Annotated in this window: 25 protein-coding genes; 22 read left to right on the top strand and 3 right to left on the bottom strand. The window is 68.8% G+C overall.

Annotated elements, in window-relative coordinates:
- Both Q7W02_07185 and arc read right to left on the bottom strand, forming a co-directional pair.
- Nucleotides 1-199, bottom strand: a 199-nt coding sequence (locus Q7W02_07185; protein MDO8475973.1) for a proteasome accessory factor PafA2 family protein, incomplete at its 3' end; no start/stop codon positions are given.
- 76 nt (nt 200-275) lie between these two features.
- Complete coding sequence (gene arc / locus Q7W02_07180; GenBank protein ID MDO8475972.1) at nt 276-2027, bottom strand: proteasome ATPase; 1752 nt, start codon at nt 2025-2027, stop codon at nt 276-278.
- A gap of 504 nt (nt 2028-2531) precedes the next feature.
- Between arc and Q7W02_07175 the strand changes: the two genes are divergently transcribed.
- From Q7W02_07175 to Q7W02_07095, 17 genes are all read left to right on the top strand, one after another.
- Nucleotides 2532-4085, top strand: a complete 1554-nt coding sequence (locus Q7W02_07175; protein MDO8475971.1) for an ABC transporter substrate-binding protein — start codon at nt 2532-2534, stop codon at nt 4083-4085.
- Between the two features lie 80 nt (nt 4086-4165).
- The gene (locus Q7W02_07170; protein MDO8475970.1) at nt 4166-5149 is read left to right on the top strand and encodes a hotdog domain-containing protein; all 984 of its coding nucleotides are present in this window, start codon (nt 4166-4168) and stop codon (nt 5147-5149) included.
- A 4-nt stretch (nt 5150-5153) separates the two neighbouring features.
- Entirely contained in the window at nt 5154-5906 is a 753-nt protein-coding gene (locus Q7W02_07165) for a YebC/PmpR family DNA-binding transcriptional regulator (protein MDO8475969.1), read from the top strand.
- A 13-nt stretch (nt 5907-5919) separates the two neighbouring features.
- The gene (locus Q7W02_07160) at nt 5920-6414 is read left to right on the top strand and encodes a crossover junction endodeoxyribonuclease RuvC (GenBank protein MDO8475968.1); all 495 of its coding nucleotides are present in this window, start codon (nt 5920-5922) and stop codon (nt 6412-6414) included.
- Nucleotides 6415-6631: 217 nt separating this feature from the next.
- A complete protein-coding gene (ruvA, locus tag Q7W02_07155; protein ID MDO8475967.1) occupies nt 6632-7288 on the top strand; it encodes a Holliday junction branch migration protein RuvA in 657 nt (218 codons plus the stop codon).
- 17 nt (nt 7289-7305) lie between these two features.
- The gene (ruvB, locus tag Q7W02_07150; GenBank protein ID MDO8475966.1) at nt 7306-8319 is read left to right on the top strand and encodes a Holliday junction branch migration DNA helicase RuvB; all 1014 of its coding nucleotides are present in this window, start codon (nt 7306-7308) and stop codon (nt 8317-8319) included.
- Between the two features lie 11 nt (nt 8320-8330).
- Nucleotides 8331-8558 carry a DUF2905 domain-containing protein gene (locus Q7W02_07145; protein MDO8475965.1) on the top strand — a complete coding sequence of 76 codons (228 nt, stop codon included), beginning with the start codon at nt 8331-8333 and terminating at the stop codon, nt 8556-8558.
- A gap of 56 nt (nt 8559-8614) precedes the next feature.
- Complete coding sequence (locus tag Q7W02_07140) at nt 8615-9664, top strand: SpoIID/LytB domain-containing protein (GenBank protein MDO8475964.1); 1050 nt, start codon at nt 8615-8617, stop codon at nt 9662-9664.
- Between the two features lie 20 nt (nt 9665-9684).
- Nucleotides 9685-10017, top strand: coding sequence for a tRNA-binding protein (locus tag Q7W02_07135; GenBank protein ID MDO8475963.1), 333 nt, complete (start codon nt 9685-9687; stop codon nt 10015-10017).
- 91 nt (nt 10018-10108) lie between these two features.
- On the top strand, nt 10109-11146 hold the full coding sequence (gene queA, locus Q7W02_07130; GenBank protein MDO8475962.1) for a tRNA preQ1(34) S-adenosylmethionine ribosyltransferase-isomerase QueA: 1038 nt from the start codon (nt 10109-10111) through the stop codon (nt 11144-11146).
- Nucleotides 11143-12303: a tRNA guanosine(34) transglycosylase Tgt gene (tgt, locus tag Q7W02_07125; protein ID MDO8475961.1), complete on the top strand. Its 1161-nt coding sequence runs from the start codon at nt 11143-11145 to the stop codon at nt 12301-12303. The genes queA and tgt overlap by 4 nt, the downstream gene beginning before the upstream one ends.
- A gap of 5 nt (nt 12304-12308) precedes the next feature.
- On the top strand, nt 12309-12644 hold the full coding sequence (gene yajC, locus Q7W02_07120) for a preprotein translocase subunit YajC (protein MDO8475960.1): 336 nt from the start codon (nt 12309-12311) through the stop codon (nt 12642-12644).
- Nucleotides 12644-14197 (top strand): protein translocase subunit SecD, encoded by a 1554-nt coding sequence (gene secD, locus Q7W02_07115; GenBank protein MDO8475959.1) that lies wholly within the window; start codon nt 12644-12646, stop codon nt 14195-14197. The genes yajC and secD overlap by 1 nt, the downstream gene beginning before the upstream one ends.
- A 9-nt stretch (nt 14198-14206) precedes the next feature.
- The gene (gene secF / locus Q7W02_07110; GenBank protein MDO8475958.1) at nt 14207-15145 is read left to right on the top strand and encodes a protein translocase subunit SecF; all 939 of its coding nucleotides are present in this window, start codon (nt 14207-14209) and stop codon (nt 15143-15145) included.
- A gap of 68 nt (nt 15146-15213) precedes the next feature.
- Nucleotides 15214-17361, top strand: a complete 2148-nt coding sequence (locus tag Q7W02_07105) for a bifunctional (p)ppGpp synthetase/guanosine-3',5'-bis(diphosphate) 3'-pyrophosphohydrolase (GenBank protein ID MDO8475957.1) — start codon at nt 15214-15216, stop codon at nt 17359-17361.
- A complete protein-coding gene (locus tag Q7W02_07100; GenBank protein MDO8475956.1) occupies nt 17358-17729 on the top strand; it encodes a metallopeptidase family protein in 372 nt (123 codons plus the stop codon). The genes Q7W02_07105 and Q7W02_07100 overlap by 4 nt, the downstream gene beginning before the upstream one ends.
- A 298-nt stretch (nt 17730-18027) precedes the next feature.
- Nucleotides 18028-18951 carry a type IV toxin-antitoxin system AbiEi family antitoxin gene (locus Q7W02_07095; GenBank protein MDO8475955.1) on the top strand — a complete coding sequence of 308 codons (924 nt, stop codon included), beginning with the start codon at nt 18028-18030 and terminating at the stop codon, nt 18949-18951.
- 345 nt (nt 18952-19296) lie between these two features.
- Here the strand turns inward: Q7W02_07095 and rpmB are convergent, their stop codons facing one another.
- Entirely contained in the window at nt 19297-19494 is a 198-nt protein-coding gene (gene rpmB / locus Q7W02_07090) for a 50S ribosomal protein L28 (GenBank protein MDO8475954.1), read from the bottom strand.
- A gap of 118 nt (nt 19495-19612) precedes the next feature.
- Between rpmB and recG the strand changes: the two genes are divergently transcribed.
- From recG to Q7W02_07065, 5 genes are read left to right on the top strand one after another with little or no spacing between them, the layout of a single operon-like run.
- Nucleotides 19613-21709: an ATP-dependent DNA helicase RecG gene (recG, locus tag Q7W02_07085; protein MDO8475953.1), complete on the top strand. Its 2097-nt coding sequence runs from the start codon at nt 19613-19615 to the stop codon at nt 21707-21709.
- Entirely contained in the window at nt 21709-22263 is a 555-nt protein-coding gene (gene rsmD, locus Q7W02_07080) for a 16S rRNA (guanine(966)-N(2))-methyltransferase RsmD (GenBank protein ID MDO8475952.1), read from the top strand. The genes recG and rsmD overlap by 1 nt, the downstream gene beginning before the upstream one ends.
- 50 nt (nt 22264-22313) lie before the next feature.
- Nucleotides 22314-22799 carry a pantetheine-phosphate adenylyltransferase gene (coaD, locus tag Q7W02_07075; GenBank protein ID MDO8475951.1) on the top strand — a complete coding sequence of 162 codons (486 nt, stop codon included), beginning with the start codon at nt 22314-22316 and terminating at the stop codon, nt 22797-22799.
- Nucleotides 22800-22805: 6 nt separating this feature from the next.
- Entirely contained in the window at nt 22806-23996 is a 1191-nt protein-coding gene (locus Q7W02_07070; GenBank protein MDO8475950.1) for a pyridoxal phosphate-dependent aminotransferase, read from the top strand.
- Entirely contained in the window at nt 23993-24436 is a 444-nt protein-coding gene (locus tag Q7W02_07065) for a carbon monoxide dehydrogenase subunit G (protein MDO8475949.1), read from the top strand. Before Q7W02_07070 ends, Q7W02_07065 begins: the two co-directional genes overlap by 4 nt.
- The last annotated feature ends 14 nt before the right edge of the window (nt 24437-24450 follow it).

Below are 24450 nucleotides of genomic sequence, written 5' to 3'. Positions count from 1 at the left end.
CCTTCTCCTCCATGTACTCGAAGCCGCGCGCGTCCCGGAGGGGGCTCTCGGCCTCGTAGTCCCACCGGATGCGCGAGGAGCGGTACGTTTCGTACGAGTTGATGAGCAGGAGCGACGAGAGGATCGGGTTGAAGTCGGGCTGGTTCTTGACCGTGATCCCGTACTCGGTCTCGATACCCATCACTTTCGGAATCGCCATGGAGCCCCCGGACGACAGCTCGTGGTGAGAACAGACGGCGGGAGGAGGTGCTTATGCCCCCCTCCCGCCGGGATGCTTACAGGTACTGGCCGGTGTTGATCACCCGCTCGACGGCCCGCTGCTTCTCCTTCGCCTCGCCCATCAGCGGCTTGACGTAGACGATCCGCTCGCCCTTCTTGCCGGCGATCTTGGCCCAGTCGTCGGGGTTCGTCGTGTTGGGCAGGTCCTCGTTCTCCTTGAACTCCTCGCGGACGGCGTTGAGGAGGTCGTCGAGGTTGATGCCCTTCTCGCTCGACTGGATGTAGCGCTTCAGCGCCAGCTTCTTGGCCCGGCGCACCACGGACTCGATCATGGCCCCCGACGAGAAGTCCTTGAAGTACAGGACCTCCTTGTCGCCGTTGGCGTACGTCACCTCGAGGAAGCGGTTCTCCTCGTCCAGGCTGTACATCTCCTCCACGGCGGCCGCGATCATGCGGTCGAGCGCGGGCTGCACGTCGCCGTCGTGCTGGCTGAGCTCCGACTGGTGGATCGGCAGACCGACGGTCAGGTACTTGTTGAAGATGTCCACGGCGGCCACGCGGTCCGGCCGCTCGATCTTGACCTTCACGTCGAGCCGGCCGGGGCGCAGGATGGCCGGGTCGATGAGGTCCTGGCGGTTCGAGGCGCCGACGACGATGACGTTCCGCAGGTGCTCGACGCCGTCGATCTCGGCCAGGAGCTGCGGCACGATGGTCGTCTCCACGTCCGACGAGATGCCCGAGCCGCGCGTGCGGAACAGCGCGTCCATCTCGTCGAAGAAGACGATCACCGGCACGTCCTCGGCCGCCTTCTCGCGGGCCTTGACGAAGATCTCGCGGATCTTCCGCTCGGTCTCGCCGACGTACTTGTTGAGCAGCTCCGGGCCCTTGATGTTCAGGAAGTAGCCTTTGACCTTCTCGCCCCGCTTCTCGGAGATCCTCTGGGCGAGGTTGTTCGCGATCGCCTTGGCGATCATGGTCTTGCCGCAGCCCGGAGGGCCGTAGAGCAGCACGCCCTTGGGCGGCCTCAGCTGGTGCTCGCGGTAGTAGTCGGCGTAGAGGTACGGCAACTCGACCGCGTCCTTGATGGCCTCGATCTGGGTCGTGAGGCCGCCGATGTCCTCGTAGTTGATGTCCGGCACTTCCTCGAGCGCCAGGTCCTCGACCTCGCTCTTCGGCAGCTTCTCGAGCAGGTAGCCGCTCTTGCCGTCCATCAGGATGTGGTCGCCGACCTTGAGCTTCACCGAACGGAGCGGGTCGGCCACGATGCCGACCTTATCCTCGTCGGCGCGGAGCGTGACGATCGCGCGGCCCTCCTCGAGCAGCTCCTTGAGGATGACCACGTCGCCCTGGATCTCGTAGCCCGCGGCCTCGACGACGTTGAGCCCTTCGTTCAGCACCAGCTCCTGGCCGGGCTTGAGCCCCTCCGACTTGATGGACGGGTGCAGGTTGACCTTGACCTTGCGGCTCTGGGACAGCACGTTGACCGTCCCGTCCTCGTTGACCGAGAGGTAGACGCCGTACGTCGACGGCGGCGCGCAGAGTTTGTCGACCTCCTCCTTCAGCGAGGTGATCTGCTCCCGCGCCTCGTAGAGCGCGCTGACGAGTTTCTCGTTCTGGTTGAAGGCCTGGACGAGCTGGCGGTTGGCCTCGCGCAGCTTGTTCTCGAGGACCATGAACTCCTTCGGCGCGTCCTCGAGCTTCTTGCGCAGGCGGCCGGTCTCGGCTTCGAGCGAATGCACGTAGGCCTGGAGGTCCTGGACCTGGACCTCGTACTCGGTCAGCCGGCGGCGGTAGTTGGAATCGGACATGGGCAGAAACTTGGACAGGCCCGTCATCCCTTCGGACGACGGCTCCCGGCTCGGAGTCTTTTTCTCGAACTCCTTCATGTTCGCCCGTTCCTTTCTGGTGGTCCAGTGGGCGCTTCCTGAGAGCCGGCCTCTGCTCTCAGTCGGTGGTCCCGAAAGTTTTCTCAGTATAGGGGGCCGGTTTGAAACAAGTCAAGGGAATTGGCCACGAATGACGGTTCAGAGCTATTGAATTCATTCGACTTTTTCCATTTCGCCCCTTCGGCTTCTCCGATGGCTCTCATCAAGTGCAACCTGCGGCCATCGACGCCGGTTCCGCGATGGCTCGAAGGGCCCCTTTGTTCCTGCCAGAGAACAAAGCACGTTTGGTGCCACGGAAGGGCCGGAGCCGGAAAGCCATGAGAACAGCCCCATGCCCGCCGCAGATGGCCGCGCCGGTGCGGAAACGATGAGCAGCGTGTGCCGCGCCACGGCACATCGAGTTGCGCACTTTGATATAAAGGCTCCATGTCCTGCAGGGTCGGCGGCCTGGTCCTGGCGGTGCTGGCCGCCGTCGCGACGCCCGCTCCTGCTGCAGCCCAAGGTGTCCCGCTCCGGGTCGGCCTGCCGTCCATTCCCGCCGCATTGGATCCGGCCACGGCTCTCGATGGCCCCGTGCCCCTGATCGCGCGCCAGGTATTCGACACCCTTGTCCGGTATCGCGAGGGCTCGAGCGACGTGGAGCCCGGGTTGGCGACCTCGTGGACGGTCTCCCGCGACGGGCTCCAGTGGACCTTCCGCATCCGCGACGGTGTCCGCTTCCACGACGGCACCCCGCTCGCGGCGCGCCACGTGGCGGAGAGCCTCGACCGCATCATCGTGCCCGGCCACCCAATGGCGCCCTCGCCGAACCCGGCGCCCTCCCGGCTCCTGCGGGGTTCGCCCGGCGTAGTGAGGGAGATCCTCACGCCGGACCAGCGAACGGTGCAGATCAACCTCGCCCTGCCGTACGCGCCGCTCCTCACCGTGCTCGCGCACCCCGTCTTCTCCGTCGCGCACTCGGGCACGGGCGCCATGCGCTGGATCGGGACGGGGCCCTATTCAGTCAGCGAGGTCAGCCCCGGCCGCATCACGCTCGACGCCAATCCCTCGTACTGGGCCGCTCCGCCGCGTTCGGCGCGGGTCGTGCTGCTCGACGCCGGCGACCCCGCCAAGGCCGAGGCCGATCTCGACTCGCGCGGCCTCGATCTCCTGGTCCCGGCGGGAGCGCCCTCACGGATGCAGGGGGCGCTGTCGGTGCCGGGCTGGCGGATCGGCTACCTGGCCGTGCAGACCGAAAAGGAGCCCTTCAAGCGGAAGAAGGTCCGCCAGGCCATCGCCGCCGCGCTCTCACCCGCGGCGATCACCACGTCGCTCGAGCCGCTGGCCGTCGCCCTCGGTCTCTTCCTGCCGCGCGGCGTGTGGGCGTGGACCGAGACCCCGCCGTTTGCCCTGGGCGCCGCCGCGGCGGCCCGGCGCCTGCTGGGGGAGGCTGGCGTCGGCCAGGGCTTCACGGCTTCCCTGGTCGCCGACGCGGGCGCGGGGCCCGAGATCGCGCGGGCGGCCGAGACGATCCGGGAGGCGCTCGGCGCCGCTTCCATCGCGGTGAGCGTGCGGGCCGAGGCGACGGACGCGGCGCTCGTGGCGATGCAGAGCGGCGCCCACGACCTGGCGCTGGCCGAGGCGAGGGTGGAGGCGGGCGACCCGCACCTGCTCCTGTACCCGCTGTCCACCAGCGAGGGCGCGGTCCGCGGGCCCACCGCGACCAACTTCTCCTTCTACCGGAACCCGCGGCTCGACGATCTCCTGATCCGCGCGAGCCAGATCTCTTTCAGGCCGGAGCGCCAGCGCCTCTACGCTCGGGCCCAGGCCTTCCTCGCCGAGGAGATCCCGTGGATACCCCTCTACGTGCGCCTGCACTGGGCCGTGGCGCGGCCCGAGGTGCGCAACTTCCGGCTGCACCCGAGCGGCAATCACCGTCTCGACCGCGCCTGGGTCGAGGTCCCGCCTCAGGCTCAACCGCCCGCGCCCCGCACGCCGTAACGCGGCAGCCGCGCGGCTGGACTTGGCGCGGGCCGCATGGTAGATAAATGAAGGACTTACGCCTGTCCCGGCGCTGACCCATGCTATCGATCAACGACACCGTCACCGAGATGGTCCAGTGGGTGTTCCCCGAGCACGCGGGAGCGCCGGGGCAAATCCACGGCGGACGCATGATGCAGTGGATAGCCACCGTGGGGAACATGGCCGCAGCGCGCGTGGCCCGCGGCCAGTGCCTGCTCGGCGCCATGGACGACATCGACTTCCTCCACTCGGTCAAGGTGGGGGAGATCGCGGTCCTGCGGGCTCAGGTCGAGGCGATCGGGCGCTGCTCGATCGAGGTGGGGGTCCAGGTCTTTGCCGAAAACCTGGCCTCCGGGGCCCGGGCCATGACTCTCAACTCGCACCTCGTCTTCGTGAAGGTGGACGAGCACCTCAAGCCCACGCCCGTGCCCACGGCCATCGCGCCCAAGGGGGCCGTCGAGGAAGCGCTCGTTGCCGCCGCGCAGGAGCGCCGGCGCCAGCGGCTCGTGCGCCTCGGCCGCCGGGCGTCGGCCGCCGCGCAGGTACGCGACGAAAGCGGCGAGGAGCTCAGGTGGGCGTTCGAGTCCTGCCGGTCGGTGCTGCCCGAGGACACGATCTTCGGGAACACCATGTTCCCGGGCAAGCTCCTCATGGGCATCGACGAGGCGGGCGGCATCCTGTCCATGCGCTACAACCGGGGCTTCGTGATGACGGCGTGCCTCGACGCGCTCGATTTCTACGCGCCCATCTCCACCCACGAGGTCGTCACGTTCAAGGCGGCGCTGAACCACGTCGGCAGCTCGTCGCTCGAGATCGGCGTCAAGGTTCTGACCGAGGTGCCCTGGTCAGGGGAGATCCGCCACGCCTGCACGGCGTACCTGACCTTCGTCCACCTCGGCCCGGACCTCCGGCCCCGGCCGTGCCCGCGCTTCGTGCCCGAGACCCCGGGCGAGAGGCGGCGCTGGGCCGAGGCCGAGGAGCGCCGGGCGCACAGGATCGAGCGCGTCAAGCGGCTCAAGGCATCCATCCAGGAGGGAAGGTGAGGACATGTCCGGTCACTCCCGGTGGTCTCAGATCAAGCGCAAGAAGGGCAAGGCCGACGTCCAGCGGGGAAAGCTCTTCTCCAAGATCCTCCGAGAGATCACGGTGGCGGCCAAGCACGGCGGCGGTGACCCCAAGGGCAACGTGCGGCTCAAGGCGGCGATCGAGTCGGCCAAGGCGGCGAACATGCCCGCCGACAACATCAAGCGTGCCGTCCAGAAGGGCACGGGCGAGCTGCCGGGGGAGCAGTACGAGGAGATCACGTACGAGGGCTATGGCCCGGGCGGCGTGGCGGTGCTGGTGCGGGTCCTGACGGACAACAAGAACCGGACGGGGCCCGAGATCAGGCACATCTTCGAGAGGCAGAGCGGCCGCATGGGCGTGGTGGGCTCCGTCGCGTGGATGTTCGACCGCCGCGGCGTGATCCAGGTGGACGCCGAGAAGTCCAAGGAGGACGAGGTGCTGGAGCAGGCGCTCGAGGCCGGCGCCACGGACATGCGGACCGTGGAAAAAGTTTTCGAGATCACCACCACGCCTGATGAAATGGAGACGGTGCGTCACGCGCTCGAAGCGAAGGGGATGCCGGTGCTCGAGGCGGAAGCCGCCATGGTCCCCCAGTCCACCGTGCGGGTGGAGGGCAAGGACGCCGTCGCCGTGCTGCGGCTCATCGAGGCGCTGGAGGAGCAGGAAGACGTCCAGTCCGTCTATTCCAACTACGACATTCCCGACGAGGTCTTCGACGCCATCTCCGCGGCCTAGCGGCTTGCGCGTGATGGGTGTGGACCCGGGGCTCGTCGCCACCGGCTTCGGGGTCCTCGAGGCCGCGCCGGGCGCCGTTACCGTCCTTGATGCCGGCGTGATCACGACCGTCAGCACCCAGCCCCTCGAGGCCCGGCTCAACGCCATCTACCGCGCCGTGCTCCAGATCATCGAGGCGCGCACGCCGACCTTCCTTGTGGTCGAGGACCTCTACACGGAGTACAAGTTCCCGCGCACCGCCATCCTCATGGGCCACGCCCGCGGCGTCATCTATCTCGCGGCCCGCCAGCTGGGCGTCGGCGTCACGGCGCTGGCGCCGTCGGAGGTCAAGCGAGCGGTGACGGGCAGCGGCTCGGCCGGCAAGGCGCAGGTCCAGCGCGGCGTCCAGACGCTGCTGGGCCTCAAGGACCTGCCGCGGCCCTCGCACGTCGCCGACGCCCTCGGTCTCGCCGTCACGGGCCTCGCCCGAGTGACCGGCATCACCCCGAGGCCGCGAGCCATCCGATGAGACCCGCACGGGAGGACTGCCGACGGGGGGAGTACGGGGGCCATCCGATGAGACCCGCACGGGAGGACTGCCGACGGGGGGAGTACGGGGGCCATCCGATGAGACCCGCACGGGAGGGCTGCCGACGGGGGGAGTACGGGGGCCATCCGATGAGACCCGCACGGGAGGACTGCCGACGGGGGGAGTACGGGGGCCATTTCGAGGCCCCCGTTCCCAAATGATTGCGCTCATCAGGGGAAGGCTCAGGCGCAAGCACGAGGATCGCGTCGTGATCGAGGCCGCCGGGGTGGGCTACGAGGTGGTGCTGCCGCCGGTGGTTCAGCGCGCGCTCGTTGGCGCGATGGCGAGCGACGGCGATGGAGCCGCGGAGGTCACGCTCGAGATCCACTACCACGCGACGCAGAACCAGCCTTCGCCGGTGCTGATCGGCTTCCTTTCGGGGCTCGACAAGGAGTTCTTCGAGAAGCTCATCACGGTCAAGGACGTGGGGCCCCTCGTGGCCGCCCGGTCGCTGGCCGCTCCCGTCGCCGAGATCGCCGCCGCCATCGCGCGCCAGGACGAGGCGTACCTGAGGCGGCTGCCGGGCATCGGACCCCAGAAGGCCAAGAACATCGTGGCGCAGCTGTCCTCGAAGGTCGCGAAGTTCGCCCTCTCCCAGCCGGGAGCACCCGTAGACGGCGGGGCCGCCGGGCCTGTGCCGACCGGCATGGACGAGGACGGGCTGCGCGGCGCCGTCTTCGAGATCCTGACCAAGCAGCTCGGGCACCGGCCCAGCGAGGCTGCCCAGCTGATCTCGACAGCCCTCGGCCGCAACCCGCGCATCACGACACCCGAAGAGCTCTTCGACGAAATCTACCGCGGAGCCAAGCCGTGACCGACGAGGCGCGGGTGATGAGCCGCATTGCTCTGCCGGAGGAGACGCAGATCGAGCGCCAGCTGCGCCCCCAGCGGCTCGACGAGTACGTGGGCCAGCGCGCGACCGTCGAGAGCCTGCGCGTGTCGGTCGAGGCGGCGCGCCAGCGCGGCGAGCCGCTCGATCACGTGCTGCTCTCGGGACCGCCGGGTCTCGGCAAGACCACGCTCGCGACCATTCTCGCCAACGAGATGGGCGCCGCCATGGTCACCACGGCGGGGCCGTCGCTCGAGCGCGGCGGCGACCTCATGGGCATCCTGACCAATATCAACGAGCGCGACGTCCTCTTCGTGGACGAGATCCACCGGCTGCCGCGGGTGATCGAGGAGCTGCTCTACCCGGCGATGGAGGACTTCACGGTCAACTTCATCATGGACAAGGGTCTCAACGCCCGGACCATGCGCATCCCGCTCCGCCCCTTCACCATGGTGGGCGCGACCACGCGGCCGGGGATGCTGTCCTCGCCGCTCCGCGAGCGCTTCGGGATCTTCCACCACCTCGACTTCTACTCGCTGGAAGAGCTGCAGGCCATCGTCGCACGCTCGGCCTCCATCCTGGGCGCCAACGTCGAGCCCGATGGCGCCGCCGCCATCGCGAAGCGCTCGCGCGGGACGCCGCGGATCGCCAACCGGCTCCTGCGGCGGGTGCGAGACTACATCCAGGTCAAGGGCAGCGGGGTGGTAACGGCCGCGGGGGCCGTCGACGCGCTCGACCGCGAGGGCGTAGACTCGGCCGGCCTCGACAAGCTCGACCGCCGCTTCCTCGTCGCCATCATCGAGCAGTACGGCGGCGGCCCCGTTGGGCTCGAGGCCATCGCGGCGACCATCAATGACGAGGCAGAGACCTTGGCCGAGGTGGTTGAGCCCTTCCTGCTCAAGATCGGCTTCCTCATCCGTACGCCCACCGGCCGCAAGGCGACGCCCCCGGCCTATGTCCATCTCGGGATCAGCGCCCCCGCCGCGCCGGGCGGCCAGGGGCAGCTGCCGCTCTAGTGCGTGCCGCCGTGGCCGACCTGGGGAAAATCCTTCTGGGTTTAGGGCTCGTGATGGTAGTTCTGGGTGGAATCCTCCTATTGGCGGGCAACTCCGCCGGAAAGGTGCCATGGCTCGGACGGCTGCCGGGCGACATCTCCATCGAGCGAGAGAACTGGCGGTTCTACTTCCCGCTCGGCACCTCCATCCTTCTCTCCGTCGTGCTGTCGCTGCTCCTCTGGCTCTTCTCCCGGCGCTAGCCTTCGCGGCCGTCTTCGCCCTTCCCGCTCCGGCTCACGCCGCCGGCGAGATTCGCGTGGGGCTCGGCGAGGGGCTGGCGGCCGTCGAGCTGAGCGGCGTACCGATGCTCGTCCAGGATCTCAGCGGGCGCGCCATCGCCGAAGACCCGGTCACCTCGCTCCGCGTCCTGCGCAAGGACGGCGCCGTCGAATGGCGCGGCCGGCGCGTGTCGGGGATACGCGTCGTCCCGGCAGGAGCCGCCCCGCTGCGCTTCCAGCAGCGGCCGTACCCCGGGATCATCGACGTGGTGGGCGCGCCCGAGGGGCTGATCGTGGTCAACGAGCTGCCCTTCGAAGAGTACCTGGTCGGCGCGGTGAAGGCGGAGGCGGGCGACAAGATGCCCATCGAGATGCTCAAGGCCCAGGCGATCGTCGCCCGCACCTACGCGGCCTACCACCGCCGCCTCAACGCCGCCAAGCCGTACCACATCGCCGCCGGCACGGCGAACCAGCAGTACGCCGGCCGGGTCAACGCCGACTCGCCCGCGTGGACCGCGGTTCTCGACACGGAAGGGCAGGTGCTGCTCTGGGAGGGCGACCTCTTCCCCGCCTTCTACCACACGGACAGCGGCGGCCACACGGAGGACCCGCGCGTGGTGTTCGCGGCCGCCAATATGCCGGCGCTCCAGCCCGTGCGCGTGGAATTTCCTTCGCACTCGCCGCATCACGCTTGGAGCCTCGACGTGGCGCTCGGCGACCTCGCGGCCGCGCTCAGGCGGGGCGGCGTCTCGGTAGGCAGCATCATGGGCCTGCGGGTTCTGGAGCGGAGCGTCTCGCTCCGCGTCTCGCGCATCTCCGTCCTGGGCACGCGCGGGTCGGCGACCCTGCGCGGAAACGAGTTCAGGCGGCTCGTGGGCTACGACACGCTCAAGAGCACGCTCTTCGCAGTTTCGGTTGACCGGAGCTACGCCCGCTTCGCCGGCCGTGGCTACGGGCACGGCGTCGGCCTCGATCAGTGGAGCGCGAAGACGATGGCCGATCAGGGCTACACGGCGCGCCAGATCGTCCAGTACTACTATCCGGGCGCCACGCTGTCCTCGCTGACCGGCATCTCGTCGCTGAAGTAGTCCCGCCGGCGGAGCGCCCCATGGCGATCACGTGGGTCGATTTCGAGCGGGTGGACATGCGCGTGGGCGTCGTCGTCGACGCCCAGCCCTTTCCCGAGGCCAGGCGGCCCGCCCTCAAGCTCTGGATCGACTTCGGCCCGCTGGGCGTGAAGCGCTCGAGCGCCCAGATCACGGAGCGCTACGCGCCTGCTGCGCTCGTGGGCCGGCGCGTGATCGCCGTGGTCAACTTCCCGCCCAAGCAGATCGGGTCGTTCGTGTCGGAGGTGCTTGTGCTAGGCGCGTACGACGAGGACGGGCACGTGATCCTGCTGCGTCCTGACTTCGACGTTTCTCCGGGCTCGAAAATCGGGTAGCTCGGCTTGCTACCCCCGTCGGCCTCTGCGTCTTCTTTCACCGCCTTCGGCTGTTGGCCATGCTGTGGCGCTGACTGTAGACTCACACGACATGGATCTCACGCTGTTTGACTATGAGCTGCCTCCGGAGAGGATCGCGCAGGAGCCCGCGGAGCCGCGGGATGCCTCGCGGCTGCTCGTCCTGGATCGGGCGCGGGGGGTGCGGGAGGATGCGCGCTTCTCGGATCTGCCGCGCTGGCTCAGGGCGGGGGACTGCCTGGTCGTGAACGAGAGCCGGGTGATCCCGGCCCGGCTCATCGGCGCCCTCGAAGGGGACGGACGGCCTGTGGAGCTCCTGATGCTGCGTGCGCTCGAGGGCGGGCGCTGGGAGGCGCTGGTCCGCCCGGGGAAGCGCTGCGGCCTCGGCGCGCGCGTCACGCTCGCGGGAGGCGCGGCGCGCGCCACGGTGCTCGAGCACCGTGCCCTGGGCGCGCGCGCGGTCGAGATCGAGGCGCCGTGGCCTGTCGACCTGCTGATGGAGCGCCACGGCCTGCCGCCGCTGCCGCCCTATATCGAGAGGCACGCTGCGCCCAAGCCGGAGGACTGGGAGCGCTACCAGACGGTCTATGCGAACGAGAAGGGCTCGGTGGCGGCGCCCACTGCCGGACTTCACTTCACTCGCCCGCTGCTCGAGCGCCTGCGCGCGGCGGGTGTCGAGATCCATCGCGTCACCCTCCACGTGGGAGCCGGGACCTTCCGGCCGATCCGCGCGGCCGAGGTCGAACAGCACCAGCTCGAGCCGGAGGCGGCGGAGATCCCGGCAGCGACGGCCGAGGCCGTCAATCGCGCGCGCGCCCAGGGCCGCCGGGTCATAGCGGTGGGCACCACCACCACGCGCACCCTCGAGTGGGCCGCCGACGAGACCGGCCGGGTCCGCACGGGCCGCGGCGGCGCCGATCTCTTCATCTACCCCGGTTATCGCTTCCGGGTCGTCGACGCCCTCGTCACCAACTTCCACCTGCCGCGCTCGACCCTTCTGCTCCTTGTCTCAGCCTTCGCCGGCCGCGACCGGGTGCTCGACGTCTACCGCGACGCCGTCGCCCTAGGGTACCGCTTCTATTCCTACGGCGACGCCATGCTGATCCTGTGACGGCGCGGGTCCGCTTCGAGCTGCTCAGGCAGGACGGCGCCGCGCGGGCCGGGCGGCTCACGACGCCCCACGGCGCGGTGGAGACGCCGGCCTTCATGCCGGTCGCGACGCAGGGCACGGTGAAGAGCCTGAGCCCGGCCGACCTGCGCGCCGCGGGCGCCCAGATCGTGCTGGCCAACACCTACCACCTCTTCCTGCGTCCCGGCCATGAGCTGGTGCGCGAGATGGGAGGGCTCCATCGGTTCATGGCCTGGGACGGGCCCATCCTGACCGACTCCGGCGGCTTCCAGGTCTTCAGCCTCTCGAAGCTCCGCCGGCTCGGGGAGGAGGGCGTCGAGTTCCGCTCGCACATCGACGGCTCGCTGCGGCTCCTGACGCCGGAAATCTGCGTGGAAATCCAGCACGCCTTGGGCGTGGACATCCTCCACCCGCTCGACGAGTGCTTGCCCCACCCGGCGCCCCTCGGCGACACGGAGCGCTCCCTGGCGCTGACGCTCAGGTGGCTCGGCCGCTCCGTGGCGGCTCACGCCGCGGCCGGCGACGGACGCGCGCTCTTCGGCATCGTCCAGGGCGGCGGGTACGAGATGCTGCGGCGCCGCGCCGTGGAGGCGACCTGCGCCTACGACCTGCCGGGCTACGCCATCGGGGGCCTGGCGGTGGGCGAGACGAAATCGCTCCTCTACGACATCGCGGAGCTCGTCGCCGGCCTCCTGCCGGCCGGCCGGCCGCGCTACCTGATGGGCGTGGGCAAGCCGCACGATCTGGTCGAGGCCGTCGCGCGCGGCGTGGATCTCTTCGACTGCGTCCTGCCGACGCGCAACGCCCGCAACGGGCAGGTCTTCACCGCCGACGGGCCGCTGACCATCACCCATGCGCGCTTCACGCGGGACCCCGAGCCGCTCGACGCCGCGTGCCCCTGCGAGACGTGCCAAGGCTTCTCGCGGGCGTACCTCCGGCATCTCTTCCTCTCGCGCGAGCTCCTCGCGTACCGGCTCCTGTCGCTGCACAACCTGACCTTCTACCTTGGTCTCATGGCGGCGATGCGACGCGCGGTTGCCGACGGCGCGTTCGCGCCATTCCGCTCTCGGTTTCTGGACCGATATGGGGTAGAATCCGTGGGCGGTTCGGACCCCACTTCGACACAGACGGAGGCCTGAGGCTCATGGTCAACTTCGCGTACGCCGCGGCGCAAGCGCCGAGCGGGCAGGGCAGCGGCTCGATGATGGTGCAGCTCGCGTTCTTCGCGGCGATCTTCGCCATCTTCTACTTCCTCCTGATCCGGCCGCAGCAGAAGCAGAAGCGCGAGCGCGGGACCATGCTGTCCGCCGTCAAGCCGGGCGACCGCGTGGTGATGTCGAGCGGGCTCCACGGCACCGTGGTGAAGCTCTCCGAGCACGGCGTCACCCTCAAGGTCGCCGACCAGGTGCGCCTGGAGTTCGACCGCACGGCAATCGGGCGCATCGTGCCCGCCTCGGGCGAGGGCGGCGCCTCCTCCTGATGACGCGGCGGCTCTGGCTCCGCATCGGTATCGTCGCCGTCGTCGCGGCGGTCGCGGTCTTCTACCTCTACCCGCCGAAGAAGACCATCAACCTCGGCCTCGACCTCCAGGGCGGCATCCACCTCGTGCTCGGCGTGGACATCGACAAGGCCCTCCAGGTGCAGACGGAGCGCGCCGGCGACACCGCGCGGGCCGCGCTGGAAAAAAAGGGTGTCGGCGTGAAGTCCATCGAGCGCCGCGGCGTCACTGAGCTCACCGTGCAGCTGGCGTCGCCGCAGGCCTGGGCCGACGCGCAGACCGTGCTCAAGGACCTGCCCATCTTCGACGTCAAGGAAGCCGACCAGGCCGCGGGTCGCCTCGTGCTTTCGATGCGGCCCCGAGAGGTGGCGGCGCAGCGCGAGTGGTTCGTGAAGCAGGGGCTCGAGACCATCCGCAACCGCGTCGACCAGTTCGGCGTGGCCGAGCCGTCCATCCAGCAGCAGGGCGACAACCGCATCCTCGTCCAGCTCCCCGGCGTGCAGGACCCCGAGCGGGCGAAGGCGCTCATCGGCAAGACCGCGCTCCTCGAGTTCAAGCTCGTCAACGACGGCGCCGGTGTCGAGCAGGCCGTCGCGGGGCAGGTGCCGCCGGGCTCGGAGCTCCTCTACCAGCGCCGCGTCGACAAGGAGACCAAGGAGGAGCGCCGGGTCCCCTTCGTGGTGGAGAAGAAGGCGCTGCTCACCGGCGCGGACGTTGCCAACGCCCGCGTGTCGATCGACCAGAACACGAGCGAGCCCTACGTCTCGCTCGAGCTGACCGGGGTCGGCGGCCGGGTGTTCTCGGACCTGACCTCGGCCAACGTGGGGCGGCGCCTGGCCATCCTCCTCGATGGCAACCTGTACTCGGCCCCGGTGATCCGCGAGCGCATTCCCTCGGGCCAGGCCCAGATCACGGGCGGCTTCAACTCCGAGGAGGCGACCGACCTCGCCATCGTTCTGCGCGCGGGCGCGCTGCCCGCGCCCGTGCAGATCCTCGAGGAGCGCACGGTCGGGCCCTCGCTCGGCGCGGATTCGATCCGCAAGGGCATCGTCTCCAGCGCCGCCGCGGCCATCGCCGTCGTGCTCTTCATGCTCGTGTACTACCGCCTCTCCGGGCTCGTCGCCGACGTGGCGCTGGCGCTCAACCTCCTGATCCTGCTGGCGGCCATGGCCGGTTTCCATGCCACGCTGACCCTGCCCGGCATCGCCGGCGTGGTGCTGACCATCGGCATGGCCGTGGACACGAACATCCTGATCTTCGAGCGGATCCGGGAGGAACTGCGGACCGGCAAGACGGTGCGCGCCGCCATCGAGGCCGGGTTCACGCGGGCCTTCCGCACCGTGATCGACACCCACGTCACCGTACTCGTCTCCGCGGCCATCCTCTACCAGTTCGGGACGGGGCCCGTGAAGGGCTTTGCCGTGACGCTGGCGATCGGCCTCCTGGCCAGCCTCTTCACGGCGGTGTTCTTCACCCGCCTCGTCTTCGACCTCATGTACATGCGCGGCCGCCGGGTCGAGAGCATCTCCATCTAGGGGCCGCCGATGCTCCAGATCTTCGTCAACGCCAACTACGATTTCGTCGGCAAGCGGCGGTGGTTCTACCTGGCCTCGGGCGGCCTCATGCTCCTGAGCCTGGTCTGGATCTTCTTCGTGGGCGGGCTCAACTACGGCATCGACTTCACCGGCGGCGCGCTGGTCCAGGTCCGCTACGACAAGCCGGCGTCCGTGGACCTCGTGCGGCGCGGCCTCGACGAGATCAAGCTCGGAAACGCCGTGATCCAACAGTTCGGCGACGTTCAGGAGTACCTGATCCGGCTGCCCCAGGGCGGGGAAAAGCCAGACCAGCTGTCGAAGCAGGTGCAAGACGCCCTGTCGAAGACGGCGGGCGCCCGGGTCGAAATCCGTCGTATCGAGTTCGTGGGCCCGCAGGTGGGGCGGGACCTCCAGCTCCAGGCCCTGTACGCGGTCTTGGCGGGGATGGCGGGCATCCTGATCTACGTCGCCCTCCGCTTCCACTTCCGCGACGGCGTCATCTCCGTGGTCGCCATCGCCCACGACGTGATCGTCACGCTCGGCGCCCTGTCGCTGACTCAGCGGGAGATGTCGCTGCCCGTGCTCGCGGCGCTCCTGACCATCGTCGGTTACTCGATCAACGACACCATCGTGGTGTTCGACCGGATCCGGGAGAGCCGCGGCAAGGGCCTCCGCAAGGGGCAGACCGTGGCCGAACTGGTCAACGGGGCCATGAATCAGACCCTGTCCCGGACGCTCCTGACCGCATTCACGACCTTCATTGCGGCCCTGGTCCTCCTCATCTACGGGGGCGAGGTGCTGAGGGACTTCGCCTTTGCCCTCGTGGTCGGGGTGGTGACCGGCACTTATTCCTCCATCGCCGCGGCCTCCCTGGTCATGGACTGGGAGACTTGGAGCCGGGCCCGCGCACGGCCGGGGGGCAAGGTCCCAGCCAAGGCGAAGGCCTGAGGTAAAAAGTCGTAGCAAAATACTGATTTCAGTGGCAAAATTGCTGGTCAACCTCAGGAGGTCGCGGGTTGACACAGTTACAGACGCTGATTGAGGAGATTCCGAAGTACCAGCCGGGTGCCGACCTGGAGCTGGTGAGCCGCGCCTACCGCTTCTCCGAGAAGAGCCACAAGGGCCAGCAGCGCGCGTCGGGCGAGCCCTATCTCTCCCACCCCCTGGAAGTCGCCGGCCTCCTCGTGGACTTCAAGATGGACGTCACCACGGTCATCGCCGGTCTCCTGCACGACGTGCTCGAGGATACGGGGGCCACCAAGGACGACCTGGCGCGGGAGTTCGGGCCGGAAATCGCCGACCTCGTCGACGGGGTGACCAAGATCGGCAAGCTCGCCTTCTCCTCGCGGGAGGAGCGGCAGGCGGAGAACTTCCGGAAGATGGTCGTGGCGATGGCCCACGATTTGCGCGTGCTGATGATCAAGCTCGCGGACCGCCTGCACAACATGCGCACGCTCGACTACCTGGCGCCCGAGAAGGCCAAGAAGATTGCCCAGGAGACCCTCGACATCTACGCCCCGCTGGCGCACCGGCTCGGCATGGCCAAGGTCAAGGCCGAGCTCGAGGACTTGGCGCTGCGGGTGATGCAGCCCGAGGACTACCAGGAGCTGATGCGCCGGGTGGCCAAGCGCCGGCTCGAGCGCGAGGCCGAGATCAACTCCCTGATCGCGCTCCTCCAGGAGAAGCTCGGGGAGGTCGGCATCGAGTCCAAGATCGCGGGCCGGCCCAAGCACTTCTACTCGATCTGGAAAAAGATGCACGAGGGCGGGCGGGAGTTCGACGAAATCTACGACCTGACGGCCGTCCGGGTCCTGACTAAGACCGTGCGCGACTGCTATGGCACTCTCGGCGTCATCCACTCCCTCTGGAAGCCCGTGCCCGGCCGCTTCAAGGACTTCATCGCGATGCCCAAGGTGAACATGTACCAGTCGCTTCACACGACGGTCATCGGGCCCAAGGGCGACCCGTTCGAGATCCAGATCCGCACCTGGGAGATGCACCGCGTGGCGGAGGAAGGCATCGCGGCCCACTGGCTCTACAAGGAGAAGAAGGGCGACCGCGACCGGTTCGACGAAGCCTTCACGTGGCTCCGCCAGCTGATGGAGTCGCAGAAGGAGATGAAGGACCCGAAGGAGTTTCTCGACACGGTCCGGTTCGACCTCTTCCCGGACGAGGTCTACGTGTTCACCCCAAAGGGCGACGTCAAGGCGCTGCCCGAGGGCTCGACGCCCATCGACTTCGCCTACGCCGTCCACACGGACGTCGGGCATCACTGCGTCGGCGCAAAGGTCAACGGCAAGCTGGTGCCGCTGCGCTACACGCTCCGCCAGGGCGACATCGTCGAGGTGGTGGCTTCGCCCACCCAGCATCCGAGCCGGGACTGGCTCAAGATCGTCAAGTCCAGCCGCTCCAAGGCCAAGATCAACCAGTGGCTCAAGGTCGCGGAGCGGGCCCGCTCGCTCGAACTGGGCCGCGAGCTCTTCGATCGCGACGCCAAGAAGTACCGCCTGGTCCCGGCCACGCTCCTGGCCTCGGAGGAGATGAAGAAGCTCCTCGCGGAGATGGGCTACGCCACCGCGGACGACCTGCTCGCCGCCATGGGCTACGGCAAGGCCTCCATCCACCAGGTGCTGGGCAAGCTGGCTCCCGCCGTGGTCCGCGACCACAAGCAGGCGCCCGAGTCCAAGCCCCAGAAGGCCGCCCGGAAGAGCGAGGGCGCCGTTCGCGTCCGCGGCGTGGACGACGTCCTGGTGCGCTTCGGCAAGTGCTGCTCGCCCGTGCCCGGCGACGGCATCGTGGGCTTCATCACGCGCGGCCGCGGGCTGACGGTGCACGCGCGCGACTGCCTGACCGTCGTCAAGAACGTGCTCGACAAGGAGCGTCTGCTGGCGGTCGAGTGGGACGGCGGGGAGCCGGCCACGCGCCCCGTCAAGATCGCCGTCTACATCGGCCGGGACCGCCCCGGGCTCCTGGCGGAGATCACCGCGGCCATCTCCTCGCAACGGGGCAATATCACCAAGGCCGAGATCACCGTCACGGACGACCGAAAGGGCATCAACCACTTCGTCATCGAGGTGGAGGACCTCCACCAGCTCCAGGGGATCATGCAGGGCATTCGGGACGTGAAGGACGTGATGAACGTCGAGCGCGTCAGAGGGCTGTGACCCACAGCGAGTTCGAGGCCCTCGTCGAGCGGGCCCTGCGCACGCTGCCCCGCCGGTTCAAGGAAAAAATCGCCAACGTCGCCATCGTGGTCGAGGACTGGGCCGACGACGAGACGCTGCGCGATGTCGGCATCGAGCCGCCCGATACGCTCTACGGGCTCTACCGCGGGATCGACCTGACCCACCGCGATACCTCGTACGGCAACGTCCTCCCTGACACGATCCACATCTACCAGGGGCCCATCGAGGAAGACTGCGCCGACGCCGCGGAGATGGCCGAGCTTGTCCGGGACACGGTCATCCACGAGATCGGGCACTACTTCGGCCTCGACGACGACACGATGGAAGGCATCGAGCAGGGCCAGTAGCAGGCCAGGTCCGGCTCGCGACTTCGCCCGGCGAGCCTCCGTTCGGCCGTGCCACTCCGCCCACGAAGACCGCCCGGGTGTTCTAGGCCCTGACGGCTAACCTTTTCCCTTGACAGCACTTTCAATTGTTCGTATGTTTTCAGCGTACGCTGAAAATCGTACAACCAATGAAACCATGGAGAATACGCAGGAAATCAGGCGATCGGTGGCCCAGCGGCTTCGGGAGCTGTTCCCTAAGGCTGTGGCATGGGAGGAGTCTGCCGGCCCAAAGGTCAAGGGCCAAAAGACTGATCTGCTGGTGAAATTCAAGCTCGGAGGCCAGGATCAGACCTTGCTTCTCGAAGTAACTTCCGTCGGTCAGCCCAAGCAGATCCGTGAGGCTATTACCAGGCTAGGAGAGCTTCGCGCGGAGATGGACGGGGCCTACCCTGTTGCCGTCGCCCAGTACATCAGCCCCCAGGGCGCTGGTCTCCTCAAGCGAAACGGCCTGGGCTACCTCGACCTGTCCGGGAATTGCTATCTCGCCTTCGGGAATGTCCTGATCGAGAAGGAAGGAAAGCCCAACCTCAGGCCGTCCACGCGGCCGCTCAAGGCCCTCTTCGCGCCCCGGGCGACCCGGGTGGTCCGGACGCTCCTCGTCGATCCAAGCCGTCTCTGGCGGCTCGAAGAGCTGGCGAAGGCCTCGCAGGTCAGCCTCGGCCACGCCCACAACGTGGTCAAGCGGTTGGGCGACCTGGCGTGGGTCGAGCGGGGCGAGCAGCAGCGCATCCACCTGAGCAAGCCGGCCGATCTGCTCGACGCCTGGGTTGACGCCTACACGTATCGCCTCAACGAGATCGCGACCTACTTCTCGCCGGAGCGGATCACGCGGAAGCTGGTCGGCGACCTCGCCCGCGCTGCCCAGGAGGCGGATCGGCGCGTCGCGTTCACGCTCCATGCGGGCGCGGCGCTCGTGGCGCCCAATGTCCGTTTTCCGGCCATCCATTGCTACATCGAGGGTGACCCGGAGCCGGTGGCGAAGGCCCTGGGGCTCCGGCCTGGCGAGGACGAGGGCAACGTCCACTTCCTGGCGCCCTACGACCTGGGCGTCTTCCACGCGCCAATCACGAAGAGCGGGGTGCCGGTCGTGTGCCTGCCTCAGCTGTACGCGGACCTCTACCACTACGAGCGGCGGGGCCGGGAGCAGGCGGCCCACCTCCGCCGCGAGGCCATGGGTTTCTAGACGTCCACACGCGAGACCGGCCCGACGCGGAACCGGCCAGACGCGGAACCGGAAGGAGGTGAGCCCTCCAATGGCGAAGAAGAAGGCGAAGAAGACGAGCGTAAAGCGGAGGAAGGTGACGAAGGGGCGCAAGCGGCACTAGCCGCGCTGCCACTCAGCCGTACGATTGCAGAGGAAAGGGGGTGACTTCCAAATGGCGAAGAAGAAGAAGGCGGCCAAGAAGAAGAAGAAGTAGTGTTTTGGGCCGGTGGGAGGTGGCGGCCTTCCACCGGCGTTTACCACGCTGCAACAGCAGGACCCGACGGGGGGCGGCAACGCCCCCCGTCGCGCGTTTTCTCCTGGGCCTTACAGGACCTTGGTGACCTTGCCGGCCTTGAGGCAGCGGGTGCAGACGCGCAGTCGCTGCACCACACCTGTCGTGCCGATCTTGCCCCGCATCGAAACGAGATTGGCCAGCCAGCGCCGCTTGGTGACATTGTGGGCGTGACTGATCTTGTGGCCGACGGACGGGCCCTTTCCACAGACGTCGCAACGCTGAGCCATGCTGACTCCTTGAGGGGATCTGCGTCTGATTTGCCGGACGCGAGGCCCTTTTATAGCATGATCGTGTGAGCGGAGCAACGACTTGACCCCTGCGAGAGGAAACCCGGGACGCGGCAGCATGGTCACCGCGGCGGAAGCGGCGCCCGGGCCGCGGACGGCGCTCGGAGACCTCGCCGGCGTCGGCCCGCAGCGCGCCAAGGCCCTCGCCAGGCTCGGCCTCGCCACCATCGAGGACGCCCTCGTCCAGCACCTGCCGCTGCGCCACGAGGACCGGAGCCGCATCATCCCGCTCGGGCGCGTCTCGGTGGGGGAGGCTCGCACCTGCGCCGGCACCATCGCCGGCATCAGCCCGCCCCCGCGCGGGCGCCCGCGCATGCCGCTCGTCGTCATGATCCGGGACGTGAGCGGCTTCCTCAACTGCGCGTGGTTCAACCAGCCGTATCTCGCGCGCGTCTTCAAGCGCGGCCAGCGCCTGATCGTCCACGGCAAGGTCCAGCCGTACGGCCGCGGGCCGCTGCAGATGTTGGTGAAGGACTACGAGGTCGTCGAGGACGGCCCGGACGAGATGCTCCACACGGGACGCCTCGTGCCGGTCTACCCGCTCACTGAGGGGCTGACCCAGAGGCCGTTCCGGCGGCTGATGAAGCGCTTGGTGGACGGCTGGGCCGACCAGATCGACGACCCCCTGCCCGAGCGCGTCCGGGTGGGGCGCGCCTTGCTGCCGCTGCCCCAGGCCATCAGGGGCGCTCACTTCCCTGAGACGCAGGAAGAGCAGGCCGCGGCCCACCGAAGGCTCGTCTTCGACGACTTCTTCCTGCTCGAGACCGGGCTCGCCATCCGCCGCCACCGCGAGGGCCGCCGCCGCGGTCTCGCGATGAACCCGCCGGGCGCGCTCGTGGGCCGCCTGCGGGCGTCCTTGCCCTACACGCTGACGGCGGCGCAGGAGCGCGTGTGGGGCGAGATCCGCACCGACATGGCCGAGCCGTATCCGATGAGCCGCCTGCTCCAGGGCGATGTCGGCTCGGGCAAGACCGTCGTCGCGGCCCTCGCCATCCTGACCGCGATCGAATCCGGCTACCAGGCGGCGCTCATGGCACCCACCGAGATCCTTGCCGAGCAGCACATGATCACGCTCTCCCAGCTGCTCGAGCCGTTGGGCGTGCGCGTGGTGCTCCTCACGGGAGCGGTCAAGGGCAAAGCGCGGCAGGCGGCCGCCGCGGCGGCCGAGCGGGGGGAGGCGGGGTGCGTCATCGGTACCCACGCGCTGGTGCAGGGGAGTGTGGGCTTCAAGCGGCTGGGGTTGGCCGTGATCGACGAGCAGCACCGCTTCGGCGTGGCACACCGGGCGGCGATCCGCGGTAAGGGCGAGAGCCCGGACGTCCTCGTGATGACGGCCACGCCCATCCCGCGCACGCTGGCGCTGACCCTGTACGGCGACCTCGACGTTTCGGTCCTCGACGAGCTGCCGCCCGGGCGCCGGCCCGTCGTCACGGTCGCGCGCGGCGAGTCCAAGCGCCGCGAGATTTACGATTTCCTCCGCAAGCAGATCGGCGAAGGGCGCCAGGTCTACGTCGTCTGCCCGCTCGTAGAGGAGTCCGAGGCCTCCGATCTCAGGGCCGCCACCGAGATGGCCGAGCGTCTCCAGCGCGAGGTCTTCCCGGAGCGTCGGGTCGGGCTTCTCCATGGGCGGCTGGGCTTCCAGGACAAGGAGCGCGTCATGCGCGAGTTCAAGGAGGGCGCGGTCCACGTCCTCGTCTCCACCACCGTGATCGAGGTCGGCATCGACGTGCCCAACGCCGCGGTGATGCTGGTCGAGCACGCCGAGCGCTTCGGACTCTCCCAGCTCCACCAGCTGCGCGGCCGGGTGGGGCGGGGGTCGTGGAAGAGCTACTGCATCCTCCTCGCGGGCTCGTCCTCGGAGGACGCGCAGCGCCGGATCGCCGCCATGACCGGGACCAACGATGGCTTCCGGATCGCGGAGGTCGACCTGGAGCTGCGCGGGCCCGGTGACTTCTTCGGCACCCGGCAGTCGGGGCTGCCCGAGTTCCGCGTCGCCGATCTCCTGAGAGACGGCGCCATGCTGGAGGAGGCGCGGCGCGAGGCCTTCGCCCTCGTCCACGCGGACCCGCAGCTGACTGCATCCGAGCACCGGGGCCTGCGCGACGCCCTCCTCGCGCGCTGGCGCGGCAAGCTCGACCTGGCGGGGATCGGCTGATGCGCGTCATCGCCGGCGCGCTCAAGGGCCAGCGCCTGACCACGCCCAAGGGGCGGACCACGCGGCCGACGGCAGACCAGGTCCGCATCGCCTGCCTCGACACGCTCATGCCCTATCTCGAGGCCGGGCCCTTCCTCGACTTGTTCGCCGGAGCGGGGGGCGTCGGCATCGAGGCGCTCTCGCGCGGGGCGCCGTCGGCCTGCTTCGTCGAGCAGGACAGGGCCGCCGTGACGGCCCTCGAGGACAACATCGACAGGCTCGGCCTGGCCGGCCGCGCCAAGGTCCTCAGGCAGGACGTGCTCCGCGCGCTCGAGGCGCTCGCCCGCGAAGGCGCCCGCTTCGGCGTCGTCTTCCTCGACCCGCCCTACGCCTCGGCCGACGCCGCGCCCGCGCTTGAGCGGCTCGCTCGCGGCGACTGCCTCCTGCCCGGCGCCGTCGTGGTGGCGCAGCATTCGACCAAGGCGCCTCCGCCGGCCGAGCCCGGTGCCCTCACGCTCTGGAAGAGCCGCCGCTTCGGGGAGACCACCTTGACTTTCTTTCGCGGCGGCGCGTAGAGTGAGCGTGGTTTTTTCGACACTCTCGCGACATGCGATCGGGGGACGCCGTGGGCAAGCGAGCCGTGTACCCGGGGATGTTCGATCCGATGCACAACGGGCACCTCGACCTGATCGAGCGGAGCCTGCGCATCTTCGACGAGCTGATCGTCGCCGTGGTCGCCAACCCGTCCAAGCAGCCGCTCTTTGAGGTCAAGGAGCGGCTCGAGATGATCGACGAGGCGACGGCCGGCATGGGACGCATGCGCATCACGTCCTTCGACGGGCTCCTCATAGACCTGGCGCATCGGGAGCAGGCCGACTGTATCGTCCGCGGCATCCGCGCCGTGTCGGACTTCGAGTACGAGTTCCAGATGGCGCTGATGAACCGCAAGCTCCGCCACACGGTGGAGACCGTCTTCCTCATGCCGCACGAGAAGTACACGTACATCTCCTCCCGCCTCATCAAGGAGGTCTCGTCGCTCGGCGCCGCCGTCACCGGGATGGTGCCGCCGCTGGTCGAGGAGCGGCTGAACGCGAAGTTCTCCAGAAAGTAATTCCGCATGCTCGCCGACCGCCTCAAGACGCTCCAGCCATCGCCCACGCTCGCCATGCAGGCCAGGGCCAAGGCCATGCGCGCCGAGGGCATGAACGTCATCTCCTTCGGGGCGGGGGAGCCCGACTTCGACACTCCCCGCCGCATCAAGGACGCGGCGATCCGCGCGATCGAGAGCGGCCAGACCAAGTACACCGAGGTCGGCGGCATCCCCGAGCTGCGCGCAGCGATCTGCCACAAGCTCAAGCGCGACCTGGGCCTCGACTACACCCCCGAAGAAGTGACCGTCTCCTGCGGCGCCAAGCACACGCTCTTCAACATCGTCATGGCGTTGGTGAACCCGGGTGACGAGGTCGTGATCCCGAGCCCGTTCTGGGTGTCCTATCCCGAGCAGGTGCGGCTCCTGGGCGGCGTTCCCGTGCCCGTCGAGACGCTCGAGTCCACCGGCTTCGACCTCGATCCCGCGGCCGTCCGGCGGGCGGTGACGGCAAAGACCAGGATCCTGGTGCTCAACAGCCCGGGAAACCCGACGGGGGCCGTCTTCTCGGCCGCGGCGCTCAAACAGGTGGGGGAGCTCGCCGTCGAGCGCGGCTTCTGGATCGTCTCGGACGAATGCTACGAGGCGCTGACGTACGAGAGGCGCCACGTCTCGATCGCGTCGCTCTCACCCGAGATCAAGGCGCGCACGCTCGTCGTCAACACCTGCTCCAAGGCGTACGCCATGACGGGCTGGCGGGTGGGCTACGCCGCGGGGCCCACGGTCATCATCAAGGCGATGACCGACATCCAGAGCCAGGTGACGTCGAATCCGACCTCGATCGCGCAGTGGGCGGCCGTCGAGGCGCTGGCAGGCCCGCAGGATGAGGTCGCCAAGATGGTCGGGGAGTTCGACCGGCGCCGCCGCGTCATCGTGGAGGCGCTCAACGCCATCCCCGGCATCAGCTGCGTCATGCCCAAGGGCGCCTTCTACGTCTTCCCCAACGTCTCGGGGCTCTTCGGCAAGCGGTGGAAGGGCGGCACGCTCAAGGGCTCCCGAGACGTCTCCGCCTTTCTCCTCGAAGAAGCGCTGATCGCCACCGTGGCGGGCGTGGACTTCGGCTCGGACGCCCACATCCGTCTCTCGTACGCAACGGGGCTCGAGACCATCAAGGAAGGCATGAGCCGGATGGCCGCGGCTGTGCGCGCCCTCGAAGGATGAAGATCGAAGGCGCCAACGACATCCCCGCCCCGCGCGAGCGCGTGTGGGCGGCCTTTCTCGATCCCGATACGCTCGCCCGCGCGCTCCCGGGCTGCGAGGGTCTCGAGGCCGTCGGTCCCGGGGAGTACAAGGCGAAGATGAAGATCGGCGTCGGCGCCATCAAGGGCACGTTCGAGGGCAAGGTGCGGCTCTTCGACCTGGAGCCGCCGACCCGCTACCGGATGGCGCTCGAGGGCAGCGGCGGGCCCGGCTTCGTGCGCGGGGAGGCGGGCATGGAGCTCTCCGACGCGGACGGCGGCACGCGAGTCAGCTACAGCGCGGATGTGCAGGTCGGCGGGCTCATCGCCAGCGTCGGCCAGCGCATGCTGGGCGGCGTCAGCAAGATGATGCTCGAGCAGTTCTTCACACGGATGACCGAGATCCTCGCCGAGGGCGGCTAGCCCGAGGGCTTCCC

The organism is Candidatus Rokuibacteriota bacterium, assembly GCA_030647435.1.
GTDB lineage: Bacteria > Methylomirabilota > Methylomirabilia > Rokubacteriales > CSP1-6 > AR37.
Note: the sequence above shows the minus strand (reverse complement) of the source record. Positions and strands in the feature narration are given on the sequence as shown.

Bases quoted from the DNA above. Each gene is read 5' to 3' on its own strand.
- arc (MDO8475972.1), bottom strand. From the start codon at position 2,027: ATGTCCGATTCCAACTACCGCCGCCGGCTGACCGAGTACGAGGTCCAG.
- Q7W02_07175 (MDO8475971.1), top strand. From the start codon at position 2,532: ATGTCCTGCAGGGTCGGCGGCCTGGTCCTGGCGGTGCTGGCCGCCGTC.
- Q7W02_07170 (MDO8475970.1), top strand. From the start codon at position 4,166: ATGCTATCGATCAACGACACCGTCACCGAGATGGTCCAGTGGGTGTTC.
- Q7W02_07165 (MDO8475969.1), top strand. From the start codon at position 5,154: ATGTCCGGTCACTCCCGGTGGTCTCAGATCAAGCGCAAGAAGGGCAAG.
- Q7W02_07160 (MDO8475968.1), top strand. From the start codon at position 5,920: ATGGGTGTGGACCCGGGGCTCGTCGCCACCGGCTTCGGGGTCCTCGAG.
- ruvA (MDO8475967.1), top strand. From the start codon at position 6,632: ATGATTGCGCTCATCAGGGGAAGGCTCAGGCGCAAGCACGAGGATCGC.
- ruvB (MDO8475966.1), top strand. From the start codon at position 7,306: ATGAGCCGCATTGCTCTGCCGGAGGAGACGCAGATCGAGCGCCAGCTG.
- Q7W02_07135 (MDO8475963.1), top strand. From the start codon at position 9,685: ATGGCGATCACGTGGGTCGATTTCGAGCGGGTGGACATGCGCGTGGGC.
- queA (MDO8475962.1), top strand. From the start codon at position 10,109: ATGGATCTCACGCTGTTTGACTATGAGCTGCCTCCGGAGAGGATCGCG.
- yajC (MDO8475960.1), top strand. From the start codon at position 12,309: ATGGTCAACTTCGCGTACGCCGCGGCGCAAGCGCCGAGCGGGCAGGGC.
- secD (MDO8475959.1), top strand. From the start codon at position 12,644: ATGACGCGGCGGCTCTGGCTCCGCATCGGTATCGTCGCCGTCGTCGCG.
- secF (MDO8475958.1), top strand. From the start codon at position 14,207: ATGCTCCAGATCTTCGTCAACGCCAACTACGATTTCGTCGGCAAGCGG.
- rpmB (MDO8475954.1), bottom strand. From the start codon at position 19,494: ATGGCTCAGCGTTGCGACGTCTGTGGAAAGGGCCCGTCCGTCGGCCAC.
- recG (MDO8475953.1), top strand. From the start codon at position 19,613: ATGGTCACCGCGGCGGAAGCGGCGCCCGGGCCGCGGACGGCGCTCGGA.
- rsmD (MDO8475952.1), top strand. From the start codon at position 21,709: ATGCGCGTCATCGCCGGCGCGCTCAAGGGCCAGCGCCTGACCACGCCC.
- Q7W02_07070 (MDO8475950.1), top strand. From the start codon at position 22,806: ATGCTCGCCGACCGCCTCAAGACGCTCCAGCCATCGCCCACGCTCGCC.
- Q7W02_07065 (MDO8475949.1), top strand. From the start codon at position 23,993: ATGAAGATCGAAGGCGCCAACGACATCCCCGCCCCGCGCGAGCGCGTG.